Origin of the sequence: Breznakibacter xylanolyticus (assembly GCF_003254275.1) — a bacterium.
Classification (GTDB): Bacteria; Bacteroidota; Bacteroidia; order Bacteroidales; family Marinilabiliaceae; genus Breznakibacter; species Breznakibacter xylanolyticus.
This window is the reverse complement of the sequence record NZ_QKZK01000009.1, coordinates 58,424-81,241: the sequence shown is the minus strand read 5'-3', so window position 1 is coordinate 81,241 and position 22,818 is coordinate 58,424. Positions and strand designations below refer to the sequence as shown.

The 22,818-nt window shown below is 48.6% G+C and carries 20 protein-coding genes; 2 read left to right on the top strand and 18 right to left on the bottom strand.

The window, feature by feature from the left end; all coding sequences use genetic code 11:
* Positions 1-7: 7 nt before the first annotated feature.
* A complete protein-coding gene (locus LX69_RS07175; RefSeq protein WP_146260664.1) occupies positions 8-214 on the bottom strand; it encodes a hypothetical protein in 207 nt (68 codons plus the stop codon).
* A gap of 237 nt (positions 215-451) precedes the next feature.
* Between LX69_RS07175 and LX69_RS07170 the strand changes: the two genes are divergently transcribed.
* Positions 452-1,168: a TorF family putative porin gene (locus LX69_RS07170; protein ID WP_111445138.1), complete on the top strand. Its 717-nt coding sequence runs from the start codon at positions 452-454 to the stop codon at positions 1,166-1,168.
* 102 nt (positions 1,169-1,270) lie between these two features.
* Complete coding sequence (locus tag LX69_RS07165) at positions 1,271-3,214, top strand: methyl-accepting chemotaxis protein (RefSeq protein ID WP_111445137.1); 1,944 nt, start codon at positions 1,271-1,273, stop codon at positions 3,212-3,214.
* Positions 3,215-3,309: 95 nt separating this feature from the next.
* On the opposite strand, the gene hisIE is transcribed toward LX69_RS07165, so the two are convergent.
* The 17 genes from hisIE to gltB form a co-directional block, all read right to left on the bottom strand.
* Positions 3,310-3,909 carry a bifunctional phosphoribosyl-AMP cyclohydrolase/phosphoribosyl-ATP diphosphatase HisIE gene (gene hisIE, locus LX69_RS07160; protein ID WP_111445136.1) on the bottom strand — a complete coding sequence of 200 codons (600 nt, stop codon included), beginning with the start codon at positions 3,907-3,909 and terminating at the stop codon, positions 3,310-3,312.
* Positions 3,910-4,048: 139 nt separating this feature from the next.
* Positions 4,049-4,807, bottom strand: a complete 759-nt coding sequence (gene hisF / locus LX69_RS07155; RefSeq protein WP_111445135.1) for an imidazole glycerol phosphate synthase subunit HisF — start codon at positions 4,805-4,807, stop codon at positions 4,049-4,051.
* A gap of 27 nt (positions 4,808-4,834) precedes the next feature.
* On the bottom strand, positions 4,835-5,560 hold the full coding sequence (hisA, locus tag LX69_RS07150; RefSeq protein WP_111445134.1) for a 1-(5-phosphoribosyl)-5-[(5-phosphoribosylamino)methylideneamino]imidazole-4-carboxamide isomerase: 726 nt from the start codon (positions 5,558-5,560) through the stop codon (positions 4,835-4,837).
* Between the two features lie 50 nt (positions 5,561-5,610).
* On the bottom strand, positions 5,611-5,964 hold the full coding sequence (locus tag LX69_RS07145) for a four helix bundle protein (protein ID WP_111445133.1): 354 nt from the start codon (positions 5,962-5,964) through the stop codon (positions 5,611-5,613).
* Between the two features lie 48 nt (positions 5,965-6,012).
* The gene (hisH, locus tag LX69_RS07140; protein WP_111445132.1) at positions 6,013-6,627 is read right to left on the bottom strand and encodes an imidazole glycerol phosphate synthase subunit HisH; all 615 of its coding nucleotides are present in this window, start codon (positions 6,625-6,627) and stop codon (positions 6,013-6,015) included.
* A 32-nt stretch (positions 6,628-6,659) separates the two neighbouring features.
* The gene (purU, locus tag LX69_RS07135; RefSeq protein WP_111445205.1) at positions 6,660-7,529 is read right to left on the bottom strand and encodes a formyltetrahydrofolate deformylase; all 870 of its coding nucleotides are present in this window, start codon (positions 7,527-7,529) and stop codon (positions 6,660-6,662) included.
* Positions 7,530-7,662: 133 nt separating this feature from the next.
* On the bottom strand, positions 7,663-8,439 hold the full coding sequence (gene trpA / locus LX69_RS07130; protein ID WP_111445131.1) for a tryptophan synthase subunit alpha: 777 nt from the start codon (positions 8,437-8,439) through the stop codon (positions 7,663-7,665).
* Positions 8,436-9,152, bottom strand: a complete 717-nt coding sequence (locus LX69_RS07125) for a class I SAM-dependent methyltransferase (RefSeq protein ID WP_111445130.1) — start codon at positions 9,150-9,152, stop codon at positions 8,436-8,438. Before LX69_RS07125 ends, trpA begins: the two co-directional genes overlap by 4 nt.
* Before the next feature lie 56 nt (positions 9,153-9,208).
* Positions 9,209-10,393, bottom strand: a complete 1,185-nt coding sequence (trpB, locus tag LX69_RS07120) for a tryptophan synthase subunit beta (protein ID WP_111445129.1) — start codon at positions 10,391-10,393, stop codon at positions 9,209-9,211.
* A 142-nt stretch (positions 10,394-10,535) separates the two neighbouring features.
* On the bottom strand, positions 10,536-10,925 hold the full coding sequence (locus tag LX69_RS07115; RefSeq protein WP_111445128.1) for a tautomerase family protein: 390 nt from the start codon (positions 10,923-10,925) through the stop codon (positions 10,536-10,538).
* Positions 10,913-11,548 (bottom strand): phosphoribosylanthranilate isomerase, encoded by a 636-nt coding sequence (locus LX69_RS07110; RefSeq protein WP_111445127.1) that lies wholly within the window; start codon positions 11,546-11,548, stop codon positions 10,913-10,915. The genes LX69_RS07115 and LX69_RS07110 overlap by 13 nt, the downstream gene beginning before the upstream one ends.
* A 233-nt stretch (positions 11,549-11,781) precedes the next feature.
* Positions 11,782-12,564, bottom strand: a complete 783-nt coding sequence (trpC, locus tag LX69_RS07105) for an indole-3-glycerol phosphate synthase TrpC (protein WP_111445126.1) — start codon at positions 12,562-12,564, stop codon at positions 11,782-11,784.
* A gap of 57 nt (positions 12,565-12,621) precedes the next feature.
* Positions 12,622-13,614, bottom strand: a complete 993-nt coding sequence (gene trpD / locus LX69_RS07100; protein WP_111445125.1) for an anthranilate phosphoribosyltransferase — start codon at positions 13,612-13,614, stop codon at positions 12,622-12,624.
* Positions 13,615-13,757: 143 nt separating this feature from the next.
* Complete coding sequence (locus LX69_RS07095; protein WP_111445124.1) at positions 13,758-14,327, bottom strand: anthranilate synthase component II; 570 nt, start codon at positions 14,325-14,327, stop codon at positions 13,758-13,760.
* A 109-nt stretch (positions 14,328-14,436) separates the two neighbouring features.
* Entirely contained in the window at positions 14,437-15,852 is a 1,416-nt protein-coding gene (locus LX69_RS07090; RefSeq protein WP_111445123.1) for an anthranilate synthase component I family protein, read from the bottom strand.
* Positions 15,853-16,193: 341 nt separating this feature from the next.
* The gene (locus LX69_RS07085) at positions 16,194-17,615 is read right to left on the bottom strand and encodes a glutamate synthase subunit beta (protein WP_111445122.1); all 1,422 of its coding nucleotides are present in this window, start codon (positions 17,613-17,615) and stop codon (positions 16,194-16,196) included.
* 127 nt (positions 17,616-17,742) lie between these two features.
* Positions 17,743-22,266 carry a glutamate synthase large subunit gene (gltB, locus tag LX69_RS07080; RefSeq protein ID WP_170124279.1) on the bottom strand — a complete coding sequence of 1,508 codons (4,524 nt, stop codon included), beginning with the start codon at positions 22,264-22,266 and terminating at the stop codon, positions 17,743-17,745.
* Positions 22,267-22,818: the final 552 nt, after the last annotated feature.

Genomic DNA, 22,818 nt, shown 5'->3' with positions numbered 1-22,818 from the left:
CCTAATATTATTCGGCGTATCTGAATTTATCAGAAATTGCCATCAGTTCATCCAAAGACAATTCGGCCAACTCACTCACGGGGAGCTGTAATATCTCCTCATTGCTCATCGACTTATAATCCTTGCGTTCCCCGGCGTTGAGCGTCAACAAACCACCTGCGACTACCAAAACAACGCCAATCACTGCTGCTTTTAAAATGCTTTTCCGATTCATTGCAATTTGATATTTAAGTATCTGCATAATTGAACGTCTATTCAAGTAAAAGGTTACTGATTTGTGATGTTTTTCACAAAATTCACATCTTTTCACAATCACCACAAATATAACCCCTTGACATTCAACAACAAACAAAAATACCTCCCCTTCACACAAGTTATTGATATTCTCACCAACAACTTGTAATTTACTCAATCAAGTGATGATCAATTCCTCCTCACCAAAACTAACACCATGACAAAAAAACAGCTCTCCCTGGCTCTTGCATTTATCTTAATACCACTATTCAGCCCGGCGCAAGACTCTACCAAAGTATCTTTTGACGGCGGTTTCGATATGGTGAGCCGATATATTTGGCGCGGCTTACAATTCAGCGACTCACCCAACCTTCAACCCTACGCCACCTTCTCGTATGGTGGTTTATCGCTGATGGGATGGGCATCATACGCCACCGGCAAAAACTATGCTGAGATTGACCTTTATCTCTCCTACAGCACCAAAGGCCTAACCCTGTCGATAAACGATTATTACAACGAAGACGAGACCAACCTCTCTGCCACCAACTGGACTGAATGGCGCAAAGACTATACCGGCCATCTGGTAGAAGCCTGCCTCACCTACACCACCCCAAGCGACAAGCATCCCATCACCATCACCGCCAGCACCTTCATCTTTGGTTACGACCGCGATGACGAAGGCCAGCAACTCTACTCCACATATTTTGAAGCAGCCTACCCTTTCATCATCAACGACTATAACCTTTCGGCCTTTGCCGGAGCAACCCTCACCGACAACGGCTTTTATGCCTCAAATACGGGATTTGTAAACGTAGGAATACAAGCGGAAAAGGATATCCGCATCACCGAACAATTTTCGGTACCGCTCAACCTGTCCATCGTTCACAACCCCCAAAACGATGACTCCTTTTTCGTGGTTAAGCTCTCCTTTTAAAAGACAAACATTTCACTGGCAAACATCTCAATAAAAACGCTCATTGGGAGAAAGCCATTATTTCGGATTTCTATTTTTCATCGCCCACTAACGACATCTGTTATGAAACAAATCCATCAACACACCTTCTCGCTGAGGATGAAAACAGGAATCCTCATTGCATTGGCAATCCTAATTACCGTTGCAGCCATAATAATTATCAGCACCATTCAAACCCGCCGCATCGCCATTACCACGGCCAAAGAACGAGCCGTAGCCACAGCCGAAGATATAGCCGGTGACATTCGCCACATCCTCAACTCGGCCATGGAAGGGTCGCGACACTTTGCCCATACAATGGCTTCGCAAAGCATTGGCAATGGCAAAGGACAATTAAAAAGAACCGAATACACAGCAATTGCACAAGAAGTTCTCTTTTCAAACAGTAACTTTCTGGGACTGACCATCGCCTTCGAACCCAATGCCTACGACGGAAACGACATTGCATGGATGGACGCTCCGGCTCACGATGCCACCGGAAGGTTTCTTTCGTATTACACCAAAGCCGGAAACGAACTGAGCATTGACGTCCTCATCGACTACCAAACGGCCGAAATGGCGCCCTGGTACTGGGAACCGATGAAAATAAAAACCGACTTCCTCACCGAACCCGTCATCTACCCGGTGCAAGGAGTGGATGTGATGATGATCTCCTGCATGACTCCCATTCTACTCAAGGGGAAACCCATTGGGGTAACCGGCATCGACTACCCCATCAATTTCGTTCAACAACTGGTGGCTGAGAGAGATTCTGCAAACAAAGATTTTCAGCTCAGCATCGTGTCAAACAAAGGCATATATGTAGCCAACCGCCTTGAACCCACCAAAGTGGGACACCCCATTACCGAAGGAGACACCATGAAAACCATCCAAACATCAATCCAACAAGGGAAAATGAGCATTACCGAGAATGCCGAAACGCTTGAAATTGCCGTCCCCCTGGTCGTGGGCAAAACCATTTATCCCTGGCAGGTTCGTTATTCCATCCCCATGTCGGTGGTCACAGCCGAAGCTCGCAACTTACTATGGCGCTTGTTATTTGCCTCAACCATCATCTGCTTATTGATGGTGACTGCCGGCGTTTACTACATCAACCGTTTGATTCAACCACTGGGCAGCATGGCCACCATGGCCTCTAAGATGGCCGATGGCGACCTGACCTACAGTCAGGAAATCAAAGTATCAAACGACGAAATCGGCAAATTGTACCATGCATTTTCAGAGATGCGGCAAAAACTCACCGGCATCATTCAGCAAATCATCGAAGGTGCCGACCACATTCTCATTGCCAGCAAACAACTGACCACGGCCAGCATTCAGGTGTCGCAGGGAGCTTCGGAACAAGCTTCGTCGGCCGAAGAAATTTCATCGACCATCGAACAAATGACCTCCAACATCGACCAAAACAGCAACAACGCCCGTGAAACCGAACGCATCTCGGAAGAAGCCAACGAAGGAATGTTGCTTGTACAGGAACAGTCATCTAAAGCACTGGAAGCCAACCGCGTGATTGCATCCAAAATATCGGTCATCAACAACATTGCACTGCAAACCAACCTTCTGGCGCTTAACGCAGCCGTAGAAGCTGCCCGAGCCGGCGATGCCGGTAAAGGATTTGCAGTGGTGGCCGGCGAAGTCCGAAAACTGGCCGAAGGCAGCCGCAACGCCGCCCACGAAATCGTGAAACTGGCCAAAGAAAGTTTCACGATGACCGAAGCTGCTCAAAACAAGGTATTGGACATCCTTCCTCGCGTTGATGAAACCACCCGACTGGTTAAAGAGATTTCAGTTTCATCGGCCGAACAGAGTGCCGGCACCAACCAAGTGAGCCGAGCCATTCAGGACTTTAACCACGTCATTCAGCAAAATGCTGCTGCAAGCGAGGAAATGGCCTCAAACGCCGAAGAACTCTCAGCTCAGGCCGAAAGCCTCAAGGGTATCATCGGGTTCTTCAAGACCTCCACCAATGATGCTTCGGCTGATTCACACACCTTTGACTCGGTATGATATAAAAAAGGCTATTTCGGAAAACAGTCTCTATTACAAGCATCCTGTTCTCCGAAATAGCCCAAAAAAGTTTATGCAAAACTGCAAACCTAATCTTACTTGTGCCGCTTCTTCAATTCACGCGCTAAATCCTCAATACGATACCCCTTGTACGTCAGCAGCACAATGAGATGATAAAGCAAATCTGCTCCCTCGTACAGGAAGTTTTCATCATCATTGGCCATGGCGCCAATGATGGTCTCAACAGCCTCTTCGCCTACCTTTTGAGCAATTTTACGAGTCCCTTTATTAAACAATGAAGTGGTATAAGACCCCTCAGGCATCTCCTGCTTGCGCTTGTCGATGAAATCCTGCAAATGCTTTAAAAACAAGAGATCATCCACCTCATTGACTTCATTCCAGCAGGTGTCGGAGCCGGTGTGGCAAGTGGGTCCTACGGGATTCACCTTAATGAGCAACGTATCATCGTCGCAATCGGAAGCCATGGACACCAAGTTCAGGAAATGCCCCGACTCTTCGCCCTTGGTCCATAGTCGTTTCTTGGATCGACTAAAAAAGGTCACTTTGCCTTCTTTCTGTGTCTTGTCTAGAGCATCCTGATTCATATAACCAAGCATCAGCACTTTTCCGGTGCTATTGTCCTGTATGATGGCCGGCACAAGGCCGTCGGGTGATTTTGTAAAATCGACTTTCATGATGTATTATTTTTTTGATATTGCTGTCAATTCAATCCTGCGTTCCAACATCAAATCACATTCGAATAAAGTCAGACACCGAAGAATGGAATTGCCCACAAGTAAATGCTATAGTTAATTAAATAAAACAAACCGACACTTAACGTATCACAATTCCCTCGCCCTTGAGATACTGCTTGAGTTGCGGAATTGGAATCTCATTATAATGAAAGATACTGGCCGCCAGACCTGCATCGGCCTTGCCAATGGTGAAGACATCTTTAAAATGCTCCATCTTGCCGGCTCCGCCCGAAGCAATAACAGGAATGGAGAGCTCGGTACTAATGCGTGCCAAGGCCTCGTTGGCAAACCCCTGCTTCACGCCGTCGTGATCCATACTGGTAAACAGAATCTCACCGGCTCCCCGGCTTTCTGCCTCACGAGCCCAGGTGAAAAGGCGTTTATCGGTAGGGATTCGTCCCCCATTGACAGTCACCACCCAGTCATCGCCTTGCGGTTCCTTTTTAGCATCAATGGCTACCACCACAAACTGGCTACCGAAATTTCGCGCCATATCGTCAATGAGTTGCGGGTTACGCACGGCCGAGGAGTTGATGCTGATTTTATCGGCACCGGCATTGAGCAACGCCTCGGCGTCCTTCAGCTCACTAATGCCACCTCCAACGGTAAACGGGATGTTGATGTGGCGAGCGATGCGATGCACCAAATCCACAAACGTCTTTCGCCCCTCGTGACTGGCAGTAATATCGAGAAACACCAACTCATCGGCGCCTTGCTCGGCATACATGGCCGCCAACTCCACAGGATCGCCCACTGTTTTGATTTCCAAAAACTTGATCCCCTTCACAGTCATGCCATCCTTGATATCCAGACAAGGGATGATTCGTTTTGCCAACATCTTTATTTATGTTATCCTATTAAAACATCAATACGTATGGAAACGTTCAATTTCGGCCATGGAAATGCGCCCTTCATAAATGGCCTTTCCAAAAATGACCGCCGGCACACCGGCCTGATGCAATTTCTCAATGTCGTCCATGCTGCTCACGCCGCCGCTGGCAATGAGAAACAACGATGGAAAACGCGCTTGAATTTCTTCGTATAATTCGAGCGAAGGTCCTTCCAGCATGCCATCTTTACTGATATCGGTACAAATGGTTTGGGTGATGCCCTTGGCCATATAGTCTTCTAAAAAGGGGAACAGCTCCAAATTTGATGTCTCCAGCCAACCTGAAACAGCGATTTTCCGATCCTTGACATCCGACCCCAAAATGATTTTTCCGGAACCATACTTCTGAACCCACCCAGTGAACTCATCGGGATTTTTTACAGCGATGCTCCCACCGGTCACCATACTGGCGCCACTCTCGAAGGCAATGCGCAGGTCTTCGCTCGTTTTCAAGCCACCGCCAAAATCAATCACCAAACCGGTTTTGGAAGCAATGGTTTCCAAAACTTTGTGATTAATAATGCGACCAGCCTTGGCGCCATCCAAATCAACAAGATGCAACCGTTGTATGCCATGCGCTTCAAATTCAAGCGCCACCTCAAGGGGGTTCTCGTTGTAAATCTTTTTCGTGTCGTAATCGCCCTTACTCAATCGGACGCATTTGCCGTCAATCAAATCGATGGCGGGAATTAGTTGAATCATCTCTTATAGTGCCTAAGTACCTTAGCGATATAGTGCCTAAGTACGTTAATTTAATCTTTTTGAGACTTTATGAAGGCAGATAAAATTCGCTCAACCTCCCTTGTCTGTTCATATAGCCTCTGAAATACCTCATCATCGATAAACATCAAATTCCGTCCAATTTCAACCTGCGTCTGCAATTCAAATATTGAACCCATCGCAATTTGAGAAAATCGAATCAATTCAGCTTTTGAGTTACGCTCAAATCCCTCAGCGATATTTGAAGGAATCGACACTGTCGCTCGACGCATCTGATTGGTGAGTCCATAAACTTCGTCCTTTGGAAAATTCCTTGAAACATCATAAACCATTGTCACCAATACCATCGACATTTGCCAAGCAATCAAATCTCTATACGTCTTCATCACTCTGGCACTTTGTTACTTTGCAACTTTGTCACTTCTCTTGCAACATCACATCTTCAAAAAGTTGGCCAACATCTTCTCACCCACTTTCCCGCTTTTTTCGGGATGAAACTGGGTGGCAAAAAAGTTGTCGCGCTGAAGAGCTGAACTGTAGGGCAACAAATAATCGGTGGTAGCAGCTGTGTCGTTGCCTTTGGCCACGTAATAGCTGTGCACAAAGTAAACATATTCACCTTCGAGCGAAGCATCAAACAAGTCGCTGCGCAAATCGTAAATGCGATTCCACCCCATCTGCGGCACTTTTAGGTTTTCGGGATTGGGACTGGGCAACTGAAACTTACGCACCGGCTCATCAAAAATACCCAGGCAATCAACATCGCCTTCCTCTGAATGGCTTCCCATGAGCTGCATGCCCAAGCAGATACCCAACACCGGCTGACGAAGTTCCTTAATTAACGCACCCAAACCGGTGTCGTTCAGATACTTCATGGTGTTACTGGCCTCGCCCACGCCGGGAAAAATCACTTTGTCGGCCTTGCGAATCAACTCCGGGTCGGCCGTGATGAGCCCCTCATGCCCCAAACGCACCAAGGCATTGTTCACCGAACGAATGTTGCCGGCATTATACTTGACGATGACGATGTTTTGTTTTGTCGATGACATAAATTCAGAAATATCGGACAACCCGGCCTCAATTAATTAAAAATCACAGTTCGGTTGTTATAAACCAACGTTTTGCGCTCAATATGTGCCTTCACGGCACGCGAAAGAACGATTTTTTCAATATCACGCCCCTTTTGTACTAAACGATCGATGCTGTCGTGATGGCTAATGCGCGACACGCCCTGATCAATGATAGGCCCGGCGTCCAAGTCGGATGTCACATAGTGACTGGTAGCACCTATGAGTTTCACACCCCGTGCATGTGCCGCATGATAAGGCTTGGCTCCTGCAAAAGCGGGCAAAAACGAGTGGTGTATGTTGATGATGCGTTCGGGGTAGTGGTTCACAAAATTCTCAGACAGCACCTGCATGTAACGCGCCAGCACCACAAAGTCAACGCCACGTTCTCGAAGTACATCCAGTTCCTTTTGCTCCTGTTCGGCTTTGTTGGCTGCCGTCACCGGAATGTGTATGAAATCGATGCCAAACTTGCGCACATCTTCTTCCAAATCGGTGTGGTTACTGATCACCAAGGGAATCTCAACCTTATACTCACCGCTGCGATAGCGCGACAACAAGTCGTACAAGCAGTGCGACATTTTGGAGACAAAAATAGCCATGCGTGGAATCTCGTCCGAAAAGTCGATGCGCCAGGTCATTTTACATGGCGTGGCAATGGCAAACTCAAAAGCAGGCGCAATCTGCTCGCGCGTGAGCGCAAAACCATCGAGTTCCCACTCAATGCGCATAAAAAAACGCTTATCGTCGCGGTCGGTGTGCTGATCGAGTGCCACAACGTTACCGTTATTGCGATGAATAAAGTCGGTTACACGCGCCACAATGCCCCGTTGATCCGGACAATGAATGCGAATGATGGCTGTTTCGCTATGTGATTGATTCATGGTTGTTCGTAAATTGAGATGCAAAAATAGCAATATTGTATTGAAAAACACCATCAAAACTCAGAGACACAAAGATGATAGAGGTTTTCAATCGCACCTCCACATCTTTGTGTCTCTCAAAATCTAAATCAGCTTAGCCTCGTTTAATGTTATTTACAAACGTTTCGATATCCGATTCAAGATTTGGGGATTCCCCAATCATTTTCACAAAAGCACTGCCCACAATGGCTCCGGAAGCATGCTTGCAGGTTTGCAAAAATGATTCACGGTCGCTGATGCCAAAACCGATCAGCGTGGGATTCTTCAGTTTCATGGCGTTGATGCGCTCAAAATAGGCAATCTGCTCGGGTGCCAACCCCTTTTTGGCTCCGGTAACAGCTGCCGACGACACCATGTAGATGAAGCTGTTGGTATTTTCGTCAATCAGGCGAATGCGCGACTCGGGCGTCTGTGGCGTGATCAGGTTGATATTGGCCACCCCCGCACCATCGAACGTAGGCTTGTAATCATCAAGATACTCATTAAAAGGCAAATCGGGGATAATCACACCATCCACCCCAACTTCGGCACACTTGGCGATAAACGCTTCGATGCCGTACTTATGCACCGGATTCACATACCCCATCAACACCAAAGGAATGGTCACACTTTTGCGAATATGAACCAGTTGCTCAAAAAGCACTTTTATGGTCATACCATTGTTAAGCGCCACCAGACTACTGGCCTGAATGGTCGGACCATCGGCCAAAGGATCGCTAAAAGGCATCCCAATCTCCACCAGGTCAACACCCGATTTCTCGAGCGCCTGCAGGATGCGAACCGTATCGTTGAGTGTGGGGTAACCGGCCGTAAAATAAACCGAAAGAATATCTTTTTTTTGCTGAAAAAGCTGTTGAATGCGATTTGTCATAACGAACGTTTTTTGCGGATGAGCAAACACTGATTCACTCCCCGCTGAAATTCATAAGGTACATTAATAATTTGCGTATGGCAGCGCTCCTTTCGTAACGTTTTCACCACCTCACGCAAATGGGGCGACACCTCCCCATTAAGATCACACAAGGGAAAGATGCGCACCTCGGTCGCTACTCGCAACAATTCACGAATGGCATCGATGTGAAAACCGGCATCAAACACCTTGCTATACAAGAACAACAAGTGCGAACAAACGGCCACATCAAACGACTCATCGGCAAAGGGTAACTGCGGCAACGATGCTGCCACGTATCGCCCATCGTGACGCCCCTGATCGTAATCGGCCAGGAAATGCTGAGCCGACTCTCCCCGCGATTGCGATAACCGCTCGGGAGAACCATGCATATCCCATCGATACAAATGTCGGGCAGCACTCACCTGCGCAATGATGCCGGGTAACGCAGACTCCACGCGTTCTGCCAAATCTGCCCTACAGAGTTCGTAAAGCGGATCCACAGATACCACCCTGCGACCACGAACCGTCATTTCGGCATTGAACGACGCGGGGCCGGCTCCACAATCAAGGTATGTGACCGTATCCCGCATCGACCATAAGTTAAACATCAGTTCATACTCCCGAATATTGCGCCCTAGGGGAATGGTTCCTTCCAGTTGTATGGATGGTTGCGCGGCAGAAGGTATTGACATCGTCTGGTTTTGATGAATATACACAAAGTAAGACGGCGCCCGCTGAGGGGTGTCGATTATAATTGAAAGCGTTTCATATATGTTTCCATATCCTTATCGCCACGACCCGACACGGTGATGACCACTTTATCGGATGGCTGAAAGGTCATTTTACGCAGAGCGGACAAAGCGTGGGCCGACTCAAGCGCAGGAATGATGCCTTCGAGGCGGGTCAATTCAAGGGCAGCATCCAAAGCATCCTGATCAGTGGCCGACAAAAAGATGGCACGCCCGGTGTCCTTCAAATGAGCATGTTGGGGGCCAATACCGGGATAATCGAGACCGGCCGAAATGGAGTAAGGCTCCACAATTTGCCCATCTTCGTCCTGAATCAGATACGTTTTGCTCCCATGAATGATGCCCACATCACCCAAAGCAATGGTTGCTGCCGTTTCGCCCGAATCGACGCCCATTCCGGCGGCCTCAACAGCCACCAAACGCACACCTTCTTCATCGAGAAAATGGTAAAACGTGCCGGCTGCGTTACTACCGCCTCCCACGCACGCAATGACGTAATCGGGATTGGGGGTCCCGGTTTTCTCCAACATTTGCTCACGAATCTCATGACTGATAACAGCCTGTAAACGAGCCACCATATCGGGATAAGGATGCGGCCCCACCACAGAACCAATGAGGTAAAATGTATCGGTGGGGTTGCAAATCCAGTCGCGCAAAGCCTCGTTGGTGGCATCTTTGAGCGTTTTGCTACCAGAAAGTGCAGGTCGTACTTCGGCACCCAACATCTTCATACGCGCCACGTTGGGCGCCTGACGCTGAATGTCCACCTCACCCATGTACACCACGCACTGCATCCCCATCAGGGCGCAAGCCGTGGCAGTGGCCACACCATGTTGGCCGGCACCGGTTTCGGCAATGATGCGGTTTTTGCCCATTTTTTTGGCAATCAGAATCTGACCAATGGCATTGTTGATTTTGTGAGCCCCGGTGTGATTGAGATCTTCGCGCTTGAGATAAACATTGGTATGATATTTCTCCGACAACCGCTTGGCGTAATAAAGGGGCGACGGGCGTCCCACGTAATCCTTCAACAGGCTTTTGTACTCATCCTGAAACGCTTGGGAATTGATAATCGGAAGATATCGTTCATTAAGGTCGTCGATGTTGGGTTGCAACATCTCGGGGATATATGCCCCACCGAACTTCCCGTAGCGGCCTCGCTGGTCTGCGTGATATTTAGACATGATAATAGGGTAAAATATTAATAAAATGATGGTGAAGGCGACGGCAAAATTAAATGATAATCGCCCCCGTTATACATTCACAATAAGATATCTCGGTGTCGGTCAATAATTTTGAAAGAGGATAAATAAGACTGTCTTACTTTCACACATTCACCTGATAGTCAACCACCAGCTCATCACCGGCAACACCACGAATACCCCAGTTATGACGTGGAGTTTCGATGAAGATGATCTCCAAATCGGTTGCATCTACCCCCAATAGGGCATTGAACCGTTGGTACATCAGTCGATAAAACATCTTTTTGGCATCGACACTTCGCCCTTCAAACAGGTGTATTTCCACAATCACATAACGGTCAGAACGACCGGCAGGATAAATGAAATCACACGGTTGCATGGGAAAAAAGCGATGAAACCGCTTGTCGGCAGGAAATTTCAAGGCCTCGGTCACGCATGAATGAATCACATCGGATATTTCGGTTCGATGGTCATCCAATGCCTTGGCCAACCCATAAATTTTCACCTGTCCCATGATGTCTGTTTTATTTGATCAAAAAAACGCTTCAACTTATCCACGTCCTTCACCCCGGGAGATACCTCAAAACGGCTGTTCACATCCACGGCATGAATATCGAGATGTGTCAACGCGCGGATAGCCGCCACGTCATCCTCACCAATGCCCCCGCTCAAAAACACGGGTTTGGCATTGTTATAATTTTTCAGAATGTCCCAATTGAACTTCACCCCACTGCCGCCATGCTGCGGAGTTTTGGTGTCGAAAAGGAAATAATCAACCGCATCGACGTAAGGTTCCAGCACCGAAAAATCGAACTGCTCGTCAATGGCAAAAGCCTTGATAACCGTCAGCCCTAAGGAGCGGTGCAGCCAGCATTCACCGGGGGTTTCCTTGCCATGCAGCTGCACGGCATCGAGCTTGTGATGAAAGATGATCTCGCGCATATCGGCAAAATCGGCATCCACAAACACCCCCACCTTTTTGGCGCCCGTCACCAATGCCGACACTTCAACAGGGAAATCGCCCCCCACGTATCGCAATGAAGGCGGATAAAAGATAAAACCGACATAATCGGGGTTAAGCGCTAATAGCTGCCGAATATTATCGGCGTCGCGCATGCCGCACACTTTAATTTTCATCACATAAAAATTTTAATAAACACTAAAACACAAAGGTGCTTATAGTTATATAACTTTTTCGCTGGCGCGGATTTGTAATCGTACTCACAATCGGATAATAGGCCGGCATGAGGCTGAAACCTTTCAGGTCTTGAAGACCTGAAAGGTTTGAAACAACGTGCCCATTTAACCTACATGACGATCACAATGCAGAATCAACACATCTCTGCGTCATGGCGTCTCTGCGTTCGAACCTATCTCAACTTAGCGCTGAATTCAACACAGGCCTTACCCGGATCTGCTTCGCGCATAAAATTCTCACCAATGAGAAACCCCTGAAAACCATGAGAACGCAGATAGCGAATATCTTCGACGGTATAAATGCCGCTCTCGCTGATTTTCACAGTATCGGCAGGCATGTATGAAGCCAGCTTGACACTGTTTTCGAGGCTCACTTCAAAGGTCTTGAGGTCGCGATTGTTCACCCCCACAATATCCACATAATGATTCACCAGGTCAAGTTCTTCGCGGTTGTGGACCTCCATGAGCACGTCCATGCCCATGGCTTTGGCCAGGGAGCCCAGTTCGCGGGCACGGGCATCGGTGAGCACGGCGGCAATCAGCAAAATGGCGCTTGCCCCCATCGACTTGGCTTCATACACCTGATAAGTGTCAATCATAAAATCCTTGCGAAGAATGGGGATCTCCACCGAGTCGCGCCCCAGCGACAAATCGGCATAACAGCCGCCAAAAAAATCAGTATCGGTAAGGATGGAAATGCCCGAAGCACCGGCAGCCTCGTAACCACGAGTCACATCGGGCACCAGAGCGGTGTCGTTAATGATGCCCTTGGAGGGCGATTGGCGCTTAAACTCAGCAATGATACCGGTCTTGGCGGGGTCTTGCAAAAAGGCCTTGAGCGAGGGGCAATCCAGCTCAAAATACTTGGAATCCTCTAAATCTTTGATGGAGACTGCCGCCTTGGCAGCTGCCACTTCCTCTTTTTTGCGGGCAATGATTTTATCGAGTATGGTCATGTCTTATTGATTATCCAATTCATTAAAGGCTTCACAGCCTTGCAGGTTTCATAAATACTATGCTTCAATCAAGCGTTTGAGAGCCAACTTGGCCTTGCCACTCATGAGCGACTCGCGTGCCATCTCCAAACAAATGTCCATTTCCTTTTCGGCATGCACACAATGAATGGCCATAGAGGCATTGGCCAATACCACATTGTTTTGGGCGTCGGTTCCGTTGCCATCCAACACAGTGGTAAAAATGGCAGCCGCTTCGGGAATGGTGTTTCCGCCAAAAATATCTTCCTGACGCAGCGTCTTCATGTTCAAATCAGCAGCCGTCATCAGGCGCTCGCCCGAACGAAAGATGGCCTTAAAGGGACTGGTTAGCGACACCTCATCGTAACCATCAAGACTGTGCAAAATAGCATAGTTTTTAGTGGTTTGCTGGTAGATGTAGTTGTACATCCGCGCCAGCTCCAAACTAAACACCCCCACCAACTGGTTTTGCGGAAAAGAGGGATTCACCATTGGCCCCAGCATATTGAAGAACGTCTTCACCCCCAACTCTTTGCGAATAGGCGCAATGCTCTTCATGGCCGGATTGAACAGCGGCGCATGCAAAAAGCAAATACCGGCCTGATCAATCTGGCGATTCAATGTATCGCGATCCCCGGTAAACCGGTACCCCATGTACTCCATCACATTCGACGACCCGCACGACGAGGAAACCCCGTAATTGCCGTGCTTGACCACTTTCACGCCCGCACCGGCCACCACCAGTGAGGCCAGTGTAGAAATGTTGAACGTATTTTTCCCATCCCCACCTGTGCCGCACATGTCAATGGTGTTGAAATCGCTCATATCCACACGCAGGCACATTTCCAACAGCGCATCGCGAAACCCGGAAAGCTCCTCTACGGTCACGTTTCGCATCAGATAAACCGTCATAAAGGCCACCACCTCCGACTTGTTGTACTTCTCTCCGGCAATGTCCATGAGCACCCGGCAGGCTTCATCGCGCCCAAGGGTATCGTAATTAAACAGCCGTTTCAATATGGGTTGCAACATAGCTTATTATTTTTAAAATCGAGTCCCCCATCTCCCAACGGGAGTAACCGGAGGCAAACTCAATAGATAATTTCCTACAAGAATAAACAGTCCTCATCGCAGTAGCACACTAAAGCATCCACCGCAAAGAGATAAATTAAAAATCAATGCATCAACCAATTCTTTATCATATCCTTACCATGCTCCGTAAGGATACTCTCGGGGTGAAATTGCACACCGCGCACGTCATAATCGCGGTGCATCAGCCCCATGATTTGCCCCTCGGCATCGCGGATGGTGATGAGCAACTCGGCGGGCAAGTCTTCTTCATTTACCACCCACGAGTGGTAACGACCGGCCATAAAAGTATCGGGAAGCCCGTCAAACAGATATTCATCGCGGTTGATGATCGTTACCGGCGTGGCCACCCCGTGAAACACCCGATTGAGGTTTCGAATGCTGCCCCCAAACACTTCGCCAATGGCCTGACAACCCAGGCACACTCCAAAAATACTTTTAGAAGGACCATACGTGGCAATCACTTGCTTCAGAAGACCGGCTTCGTCGGGCACTCCGGGACCGGGCGAAAGGATGATTTTATCGTATTCACCCACCTTTTCGATGGATATTTCGTCGTTGCGAAACACATCCACCTTGTCGTTTACCAATTCTTCGACATAATGCACAATGTTGTAGGTAAACGAATCGTAATTATCTAAGACTAATATTTTCATGGTTCAAAAAAAAGAAGCCCCTCCAACCTCCCCGGAGGGGAAGCTTTGGGATGTTAATAATAAGTTTCGATGGTCATAAGCCCCTCCTTTGGAGGGGTTGGGGAGGCTTTTAAAACTCGGCAGCCATTTCAACCGCTTTTTTCAAAGCTCCCAGCTTGTTGTTCACCTCATTGAGTTCGCTCTCCTCATCAGACTGCGACACCACCCCGGCACCGGCCTGATAAAACAGGGTGTTGTTTTTACTCAAAAACGTGCGAATGGTGATGGCCTGATTAAAATTCCCATCAAAGCCTAAATAACCGATGCACCCGCCATAAAAACTACGGTGCTGATTTTCGTAGGCATCAATGAGTTCCATGGCCTTAAATTTGGGCGCTCCAGAAAGTGTTCCGGCTGGAAACGTGTCGGCCATGATGCGACAGGTGTTTGAACCTGCCTTGAGCTGTCCCTTTACATCGCTCACCAGGTGAAGCACATGCGAGTAATACTGAACCTCTTTAAACGTATGCACCTTCACCTGGTTGCAATTGCGGCTCAAATCGTTGCGTGCCAGATCGACCAACATCACGTGCTCGGCATTTTCCTTGGGATCGAGGCTGAGCTTCACAGCCAACTCTTTATCCTTGAGGTCATCACCGGTACGTTTAAAGGTTCCCGCAATGGGGTTAATGGTGGCCACGCCGTCGTCAATCACAAGCTGAGCCTCGGGCGATGAACCAAAGATTTTGTAATCGCCATAATCGAAAAAGAAGAGATAAGGCGATGGATTGATGTTGCGCAAAGCACGATACACATTAAATTCATCACCTGTAAACCCGCGTGAGAACTGACGCGAGAGCACAATCTGAAACACATCGCCCTTAAAGCAATGCTCTTTACCCTTCTTCACCATCTCGATAAACTGCTCATTGGTGACGTTGGATTTCTCCTCTGTGGAAGGAACAAACTTAAAATCGGGGTTGTTGGGATTGTGCAACACGTTCATCACCCAGCGAAACTGCGACTCATGCCCGTTGTGCAGATTCTCGATTAAATACATCTGATTGGTAAAATGATTGATGGCGATGGTATTGCGATAAAAGACGTAACGCAAATCGGGAATGCTATATTCATCCTTACGTGGGGTTTTCAGACGAATGGTTTCGAAATACTGCACCGCATCGTAAGCCGAATATCCGAATAAACCATTGATTTTTACTGGCAAATGGTTGTTCTGAACCTGAAACGAGCGAACATACCCATCGAGGAGCATGGGAACTTCCTGCGGCGATGCAGGCACAAACGTTTCGGCCTCCTCGCCGGGCATCTGCCGCGTCACGGTGCCATTTTGCACTTTAAACTCGCCGTCGGCCTGAAAACAAATGAACGACATGGAATTTCGATTCCCATGATAATCAGAACTCTCCAATAAAATGGTATTGGGATAAATGTCACGCATTTTCATGTAAATGCTCACCGGCGTAATGACATCGGACACTCCGGGCGACAATTTGGTACACAAGGGGTTAATTTGAACAATCTTCATATCGTTAGTTTTTTATGTGCTTGGGTTTAAAATCAAAAAAGGCCTGCCGATGTTATCGGCAAGCCTTTTTGTATCTTATTGTTGAGGTACGTGGCGTCGCTTCACATCCGGGTTTGGAATGAATTGCTGTGCCACCACCAAATATTGTTCATCAATGTTTTCATTGTTTATTTTTCGATGTTGCAAGTTTAGAAAAAGCTTTTTAATTATCAAATAACATGAATGACTTTTTTTCAACCAACCACAAAAACGCACACCTTTTAATGAGCAACTCATCCAAAAACAGAATTGCCCCGACCAAAGCCGGGGCAACTCATATCAACGTGTTATAACAAGAAAACTTACTTCTTCAGGAATGCATCCACATTTTCGGCAGCACGACGTCCGTTGTTGATGGATGTTACCACCAGGCTCGCGCCCGAAGCGGCATCTCCGGCAGCAAATACCTTGGCCACGCTGGTTTGATATTGAGCATCGATTTTCACGTTACCGCGGCCATCTTTCTCAAGACCCAACTCAGCCACCAAGCCTTCGTGAATGGGATGCACAAAGCCCATGGAGAGCAATACCAAATCCACATCCAGAATGCGGTTCGAGCCGGCTTTTTCGCTCATCACCCACTGGCCGTTGTCGCCTTTGCTCCACTCCACGTCCACCAGTTCAACCTGCTTGAGCACGCCGTTTTCGCCAATGAAGCGCTTGGTCGACACATTCCATTCGCGGGCGCAACCTTCTTCGTGCGACGAGGAAGTTTTGAGCACCGTGGGCCAGTAAGGCCAAGGATTGTTAGCAGCACGCTCAACGGGAGGTTTGGGCAAAATCTCAATCTGCATCACGCTCTTGGCCTTTTGACGGTTCGAGGTTCCAACACAATCACTACCGGTATCACCACCCCCAATCACCAATACATTTTTGCCTTTGGCATTGATGCGTTCTTCGGCGCTGAATTCATCGCCACGCACCACTTTATTTTGCTGCTTGAGGAATTCCATGGCAAAATAAACCCCTTTCAAATCGCGGCCTTCAACAGGTAAATCGCGAGGTTTCATGGCTCCGATGGTCACCACCACAGCATCGAAGTTCTTTAACAACTCCTCGCCTTTCACATCAACACCCACATGGCAGTTGGTTTTAAACTCAATGCCCTCCTGCACGAAGAGATTGATTCGGCGGTCGATGACCTTTTTATTCAGTTTGAAATCAGGAATGCCGTAACGGAGCAAACCGCCCACCACATCGTCCTTCTCAAACACGGTCACCGAATGCCCCATTTGATTAAGCACATCGGCAGCCGACAAACCGGCAGGTCCACCACCAATCACAGCCACCTTTTTACCGGTGCGCACTTGGGGAATGCGGGGTACAATGTAACCCAGTTCAAAGGCCTTCTCCACAGTGGCCGCTTCATTCTCGCGAATGGTCACCCCTTCGTGATGAATGGCCAGCACACACGATTTCTCACAGGGATGCGGACACACGCGACCCGTAAACTCGGGAAAACTGTTGGTCGAATGCAAAATTTCACTGGCCAGCTTGTAGTTGCCACGATACAAGGCATCCTGCCACTCGGGAATTTTACTGCCCACGGGACATGCCCAGTGGCAAAACGGAATCCCGCAATCCATGCATCGCGACGCCTGTTCGCGACGGTCGTTATCATTCAGGGTCTGCTCTACTTCACCGTAATCGTCAATGCGCTCACTCACCGGACGATAGCCACCTTCTTTGCGGCCTAATTTCATAAAACCTTTAGGATCTCCCATGATTCTATATTTTTTAGTAGCAAGACGTTAGTAGCAAGCATCAAGACACAAAATAATCTTGACACCTGACACTTGATACTTACGCCATGATACTTGACACAAAATTCATTGTTAACACTCAATAAAACTACTCTCTGATATAAGGCGCATCTTCGGTTTCACGAAGTTTCTGCTCCAATTCCTTAATTTTTTGTTCCTGCAACACCTTTTTGTATTCAAAAGGAATCACTTTCACAAACTTGGGCAGATACATACTCCAGTTCACCAAAATTTCCTGAGCCTTCGAGCTGGTGGTATGCAGCAGGTGCTTGTGCAACATCTCCTGAAGCTCATGCACGTCGGCCGAATCTTCTACTTTAGAGAGTTCAACCAAGCCCTGGTTGCAATAGTAATCGAAGTTACCGGCTTCGTCGAGCACATAGGCAATACCGCCACTCATACCCGCCGCGAAGTTACGACCCGTCTTACCAATCACCACCACACGACCGCCGGTCATGTATTCACAACAGTGGTCACCCACGCCTTCTACAACAGCAGTTGCACCAGAGTTACGCACGGCAAAACGCTCACCGGCCACACCTCGCACATACACACTACCACTGGTGGCACCATACAATAGCGTGTTACCCACAATGATGTTATCCTCGGGCTTGAACGTTGAACCAACCGGAGGCACCACAATGATTTTACCACCACTGAGGCCTTTACCCAGGTAGTCGTTGGCATCACCTTCCAAACGGAAAGTCACCCCTTTCACCAGGAAGGCACCGAAACTCTGGCCTGCGGAACCGTAGAAGTTGCAGTTCACCGTATTATTGGGCAAACCCGCTTCGCCATATTTTTTAGAGATCACACCCGAAAGCATCGCACCCACGGTACGATCGGTGTTGCCGATATTCTTGGCCATCCATACTTTGGTTTGGCTATCGATGGCATCTTTGGACATTTTGATGAGCTCATGATCCATCACATCCTCAATTTTGTGCTTTTGAGTCGTGGTGTTGATGAGCGGATATTTTTTGCCCTCTTCGGGGAAGTGGAGCAAACGAGCCATGTTGATGCCCTGGGTTTTCCAGTTACCCACGGTAGGATCCTGTTCGAGCAACTCGGTACGGCCAATGATGTCGTCGAGCTTGGTGTAACCCATCTGAGCCAGGTACTCGCGAACTTCGCGGGCAATGAAACGGAAGAAATTCACCACATACTCGTGACGACCAATGAAACGCTTGCGCAACGCCTCGTCCTGAGTGGCCACACCGGCCGGACAGGTATTGAGGTGACACTTACGCATCATGATACAACCCAGTGTAATGAGGGCGCTGGTAGCAAAACCAAACTCCTCGCCACCCAGGATGGCCATCTTAATCACATCCAAACCGGTTTTAAGCTGACCGTCAGTCTGAATTTTCACTCGACCGCGCAGGTTATTCATCACCAGCGTTTGCTGAGTTTCGGAGAGACCAATTTCAACCGGCATCCCGGCGTGTTTAATAGAACTGATGGGGCTGGCACCCGTACCTCCTTCGGTACCGCTGATCACAATCAGGTCGGCATAAGCTTTGGCCACACCGGCCGCAACGGTTCCCACACCGGTTTCCGACACCAGTTTCACGCTGATGCGAGCCGTCGGGTTGGTACATTTGAGGTCGAAGATGAGCTGCGCCAAATCTTCAATAGAATAAATATCGTGGTGAGGAGGGGGTGAAATCAGGGTAATGCCGGGCGTTGAATTACGCAAACGGGCAATGATTTTATCCACCTTGAAACCGGGCAACTGACCACCTTCGCCGGGCTTGGCACCCTGAGCAATCTTGATCTGAAGCTCATCGGCATTCACCAAATAATTGTTGGTCACACCAAAACGACCCGACGCAATCTGCTTGATGGCACTGCGGGCATTGGTTTTGAAACGCTCGGCATCCTCGCCACCTTCACCGGTATTGCTACGGCCGCCAATGCTGTTCATGGCCATGGCCAGTGCCTCGTGCGCCTCCTTAGAGATAGAACCATACGACATGGCGCCGGTCACGAAACGTTTCATGATGGCCTCTTCGGGCTCCACCTGGCTGATGTCGATGGGCTGACGACCCTCTTTCAAACGGAAGAAACCACGAATAAACAGAGGCGTTTGGTTATCTTCGTTCACGCGTTTCGAAAACTCCTTGAACTTGGCATAGTCGTTTTGCGACGAAGCCCATTGCAGCAACCCAATGGTTTCGGGGTTCCAGCCGTGCTTTTCGCCATACTTGCGGAAGGCATAAGCCCCCTGAGTCTCCAGGAAGCTGCTCCACGACTGACCAGAGAACGCCGCCTTATGGAAGATGGCCGCCTCGGCAGCAATCTCGTCAAAGCCAACGCCTTCGATTTTCGACGACGTACCGGCAAAATATTTCCCAATCACATCGCTGGCAATCCCAACGGCCTCGAACATTTGAGCACCATGGTAACTGCGCAGGGTACTGATACCCATTTTCGACATCACTTTCAGCAAGCCTTTGTCGATAGATTTGATATAGTTATAACGCGCCTCTTTGTAATCGACTTTAATGTCGCCTTTTTTCACCATCTCGTCAATCACGGCAAAAGCGCCGTAAGGATTGATGACGCTGGCACCATAACCCAGCAACAGGGCAAAGTGCATCACCTCGCGGGCTTCGGCTGTCTCAACAATGATGCCCACCTGCATGCGCTTCTTGGCACGAATCAAATGGTGGTGCACTGCCGACACGGCCAGCAATGAAGGCACTGCAGCCATGTTTTCCGAAATCTCGCGATCGGAAAGGATGATATAGTTACTTTGGTTGTCAACCGCCTGCTCGGCCAACTGGCACATGTGCTCCAGCGCACTTTCGAGCCCCTTGCCACCCTGCGCAACAGGGAACAACATGGGGATGATGGCATGCTTGAACTCATCGCGGCGATAGTCCTTGATTTTGCCCAAATCGGTATTGGTGATGATGGGGCTCTCGAACTTCACCGACTTGCAGTGCGAGGGTTGTTCAACGAGAATATTTTTCGATACCGACCCGATGTAGTTGGTCAACGCCATCACTAAGCCCTCACGAATGGGGTCGATGGGCGGGTTGGTCACCTGAGCAAACAACTGACGGAAATAGCTAAACAAGCGCTGTGGCTTTTCAGAAAAAGCGGCAATGGGGGTATCGTTCCCCATCGAACCCACCGGCTCCTGAGCCGTTTCGGCCATGGGAGCAATGATGGTATTGAAGTCCTCGCGGCCATAACCAAAGGCTTTCAGGTATGTCTCGAAGTTTTCGCCCAGGGCTGCATCCACGTTTTGCTTGGCTTCGATGTCCTGCAGTTTGATGCGGTTCTCTTTGAGCCAGTTTTCGTAAGGATGCTGACGCGACAACTGCGCTTTGATTTCCTCATCGGGGATGATGATGCCAAGCTGAGTGTCAACGAGCAACAATTTACCGGGACGAAGACGACCTTTTTCACGAATCTCTTCGGCGGCAAATGTTTGAACACCCACCTCAGAACCCATCACAATCATGTCGTTTTTGGTGATGATGTAACGCGAAGGACGCAACCCGTTGCGGTCGAGCGTGCCACCAATGTAACGGCCATCGGAAAAAACGATAGACGCCGGACCATCCCAAGGCTCCATGATGGACGAGTGGAACTCATAATAGGCCTTGAGGCTTTGCGGAATGGGGTTCTTGCTGTTCCAGCTCTCGGGAATAAGCATGGTGAGCGCGTGGGGCAGCGTGCGGCCGGTGAGGAACAAAAACTCGAGCACGTTATCGAGCGAAGCCGAGTCACTTTTGTTGGGTTCGATAATGGGGAAAATCTTGGCCAAATCGTCACCAAACAGGTCGCTCTGCAGCAAACCTTCACGAGCTTGCATCCACAGGCGGTTCCCCTTCACGGTGTTAATTTCACCGTTGTGCGCCATGATACGGAACGGCTGCGCCAAATCCCACGTGGGGAAAGTATTGGTACTGAAACGCGAGTGCACCAGGGCGATGGCACTCTTGAGTTTCGGATTTTGCAAATCGAGGTAATACTGTCCCACCTGATCGGGGGTCAACATCCCTTTGTAAATAAAAATCTTGGATGACAAGCTGGGAATGTAAAAACACTCCTTGTCGGCAATGGCACTGTTGCGCACTTCCGACTCGGTGAGCTTGCGCGTGATATAGAGCTTGCGCTCAAGCGTATCCTGCTCATAATTGCCCTTAACAAACACCTGACGAATCGTCGGCTCGGTGCGACCGGCAATCTCGCCAATCACGGTACTGTCGACCGGCACATCGCGAAAACCGATCAGTTCGAGACCCTCGTTCACAATGTGTTTACTCAGGATATCCTGACAAGCAGCTGCGTCTTTCTCACCCTTAGGCAAGAACAACAACCCGGTGGCATATTGCCCGGGCGCAGGGAGATTAAACCCAAACGAAGCACAGAGTTCGTGGGGCACTTGCATGAGAATACCGGCACCGTCACCCGACTTATTGTCCGAACTCTCCGCGCCACGATGGGTCATGTTAACCAGCACTTCTAACCCGCGCTGTACAATGTCGTGCGTTTTGACCCCTTTGATATTGGCTACAAACCCAATCCCACAGTTGTCGTGCTCATTCGCAGGGTCGTATAACCCCTGCGGTTTTGGAAATCTCTTCTGTATCATATCACGTCCTTTAAAAAGAATTTTTTCTGAAAACCCCGATTTATTTCACAACAAACCCACCAAGCCGTCTCATCATTTTCGACGAGAACAACAAGGTATCAATATATTAAGATCACATCCGTTAGTCAAATTATTCCTCCCGCGAAGCTTCCCCCTTTTCAGCACCAGAACAGTGCCTAACAGTTTAAAACCACATCGCTCAATTTGATAACAATTGAGAATGCAAAGTTAGTTTTTCTATTTCATTATACTACACCAACATCCAACACCAACTTGAATTTTAACATTTTTTTGAGCCCCTCAAATATCAATATCTAACCAATTAACGCTATTCATTATGAATTTCTAACAATTCCGTCACATCTGTTGAAAATCAAAAACCAACATTCAGACTCAGAGAAAGAATAAACGCAGAGACGCGAAGGCGCTGAGCATTTTTTAGAAAACACAGAGTCAAAATAAACGCTGAGGCGCGAAGGCGCTGAGTTGGTATGATTAATAGATTGCGTTTAAATATGAAAGCAGGTAACTCAGCATTTAATCATCGTCCTC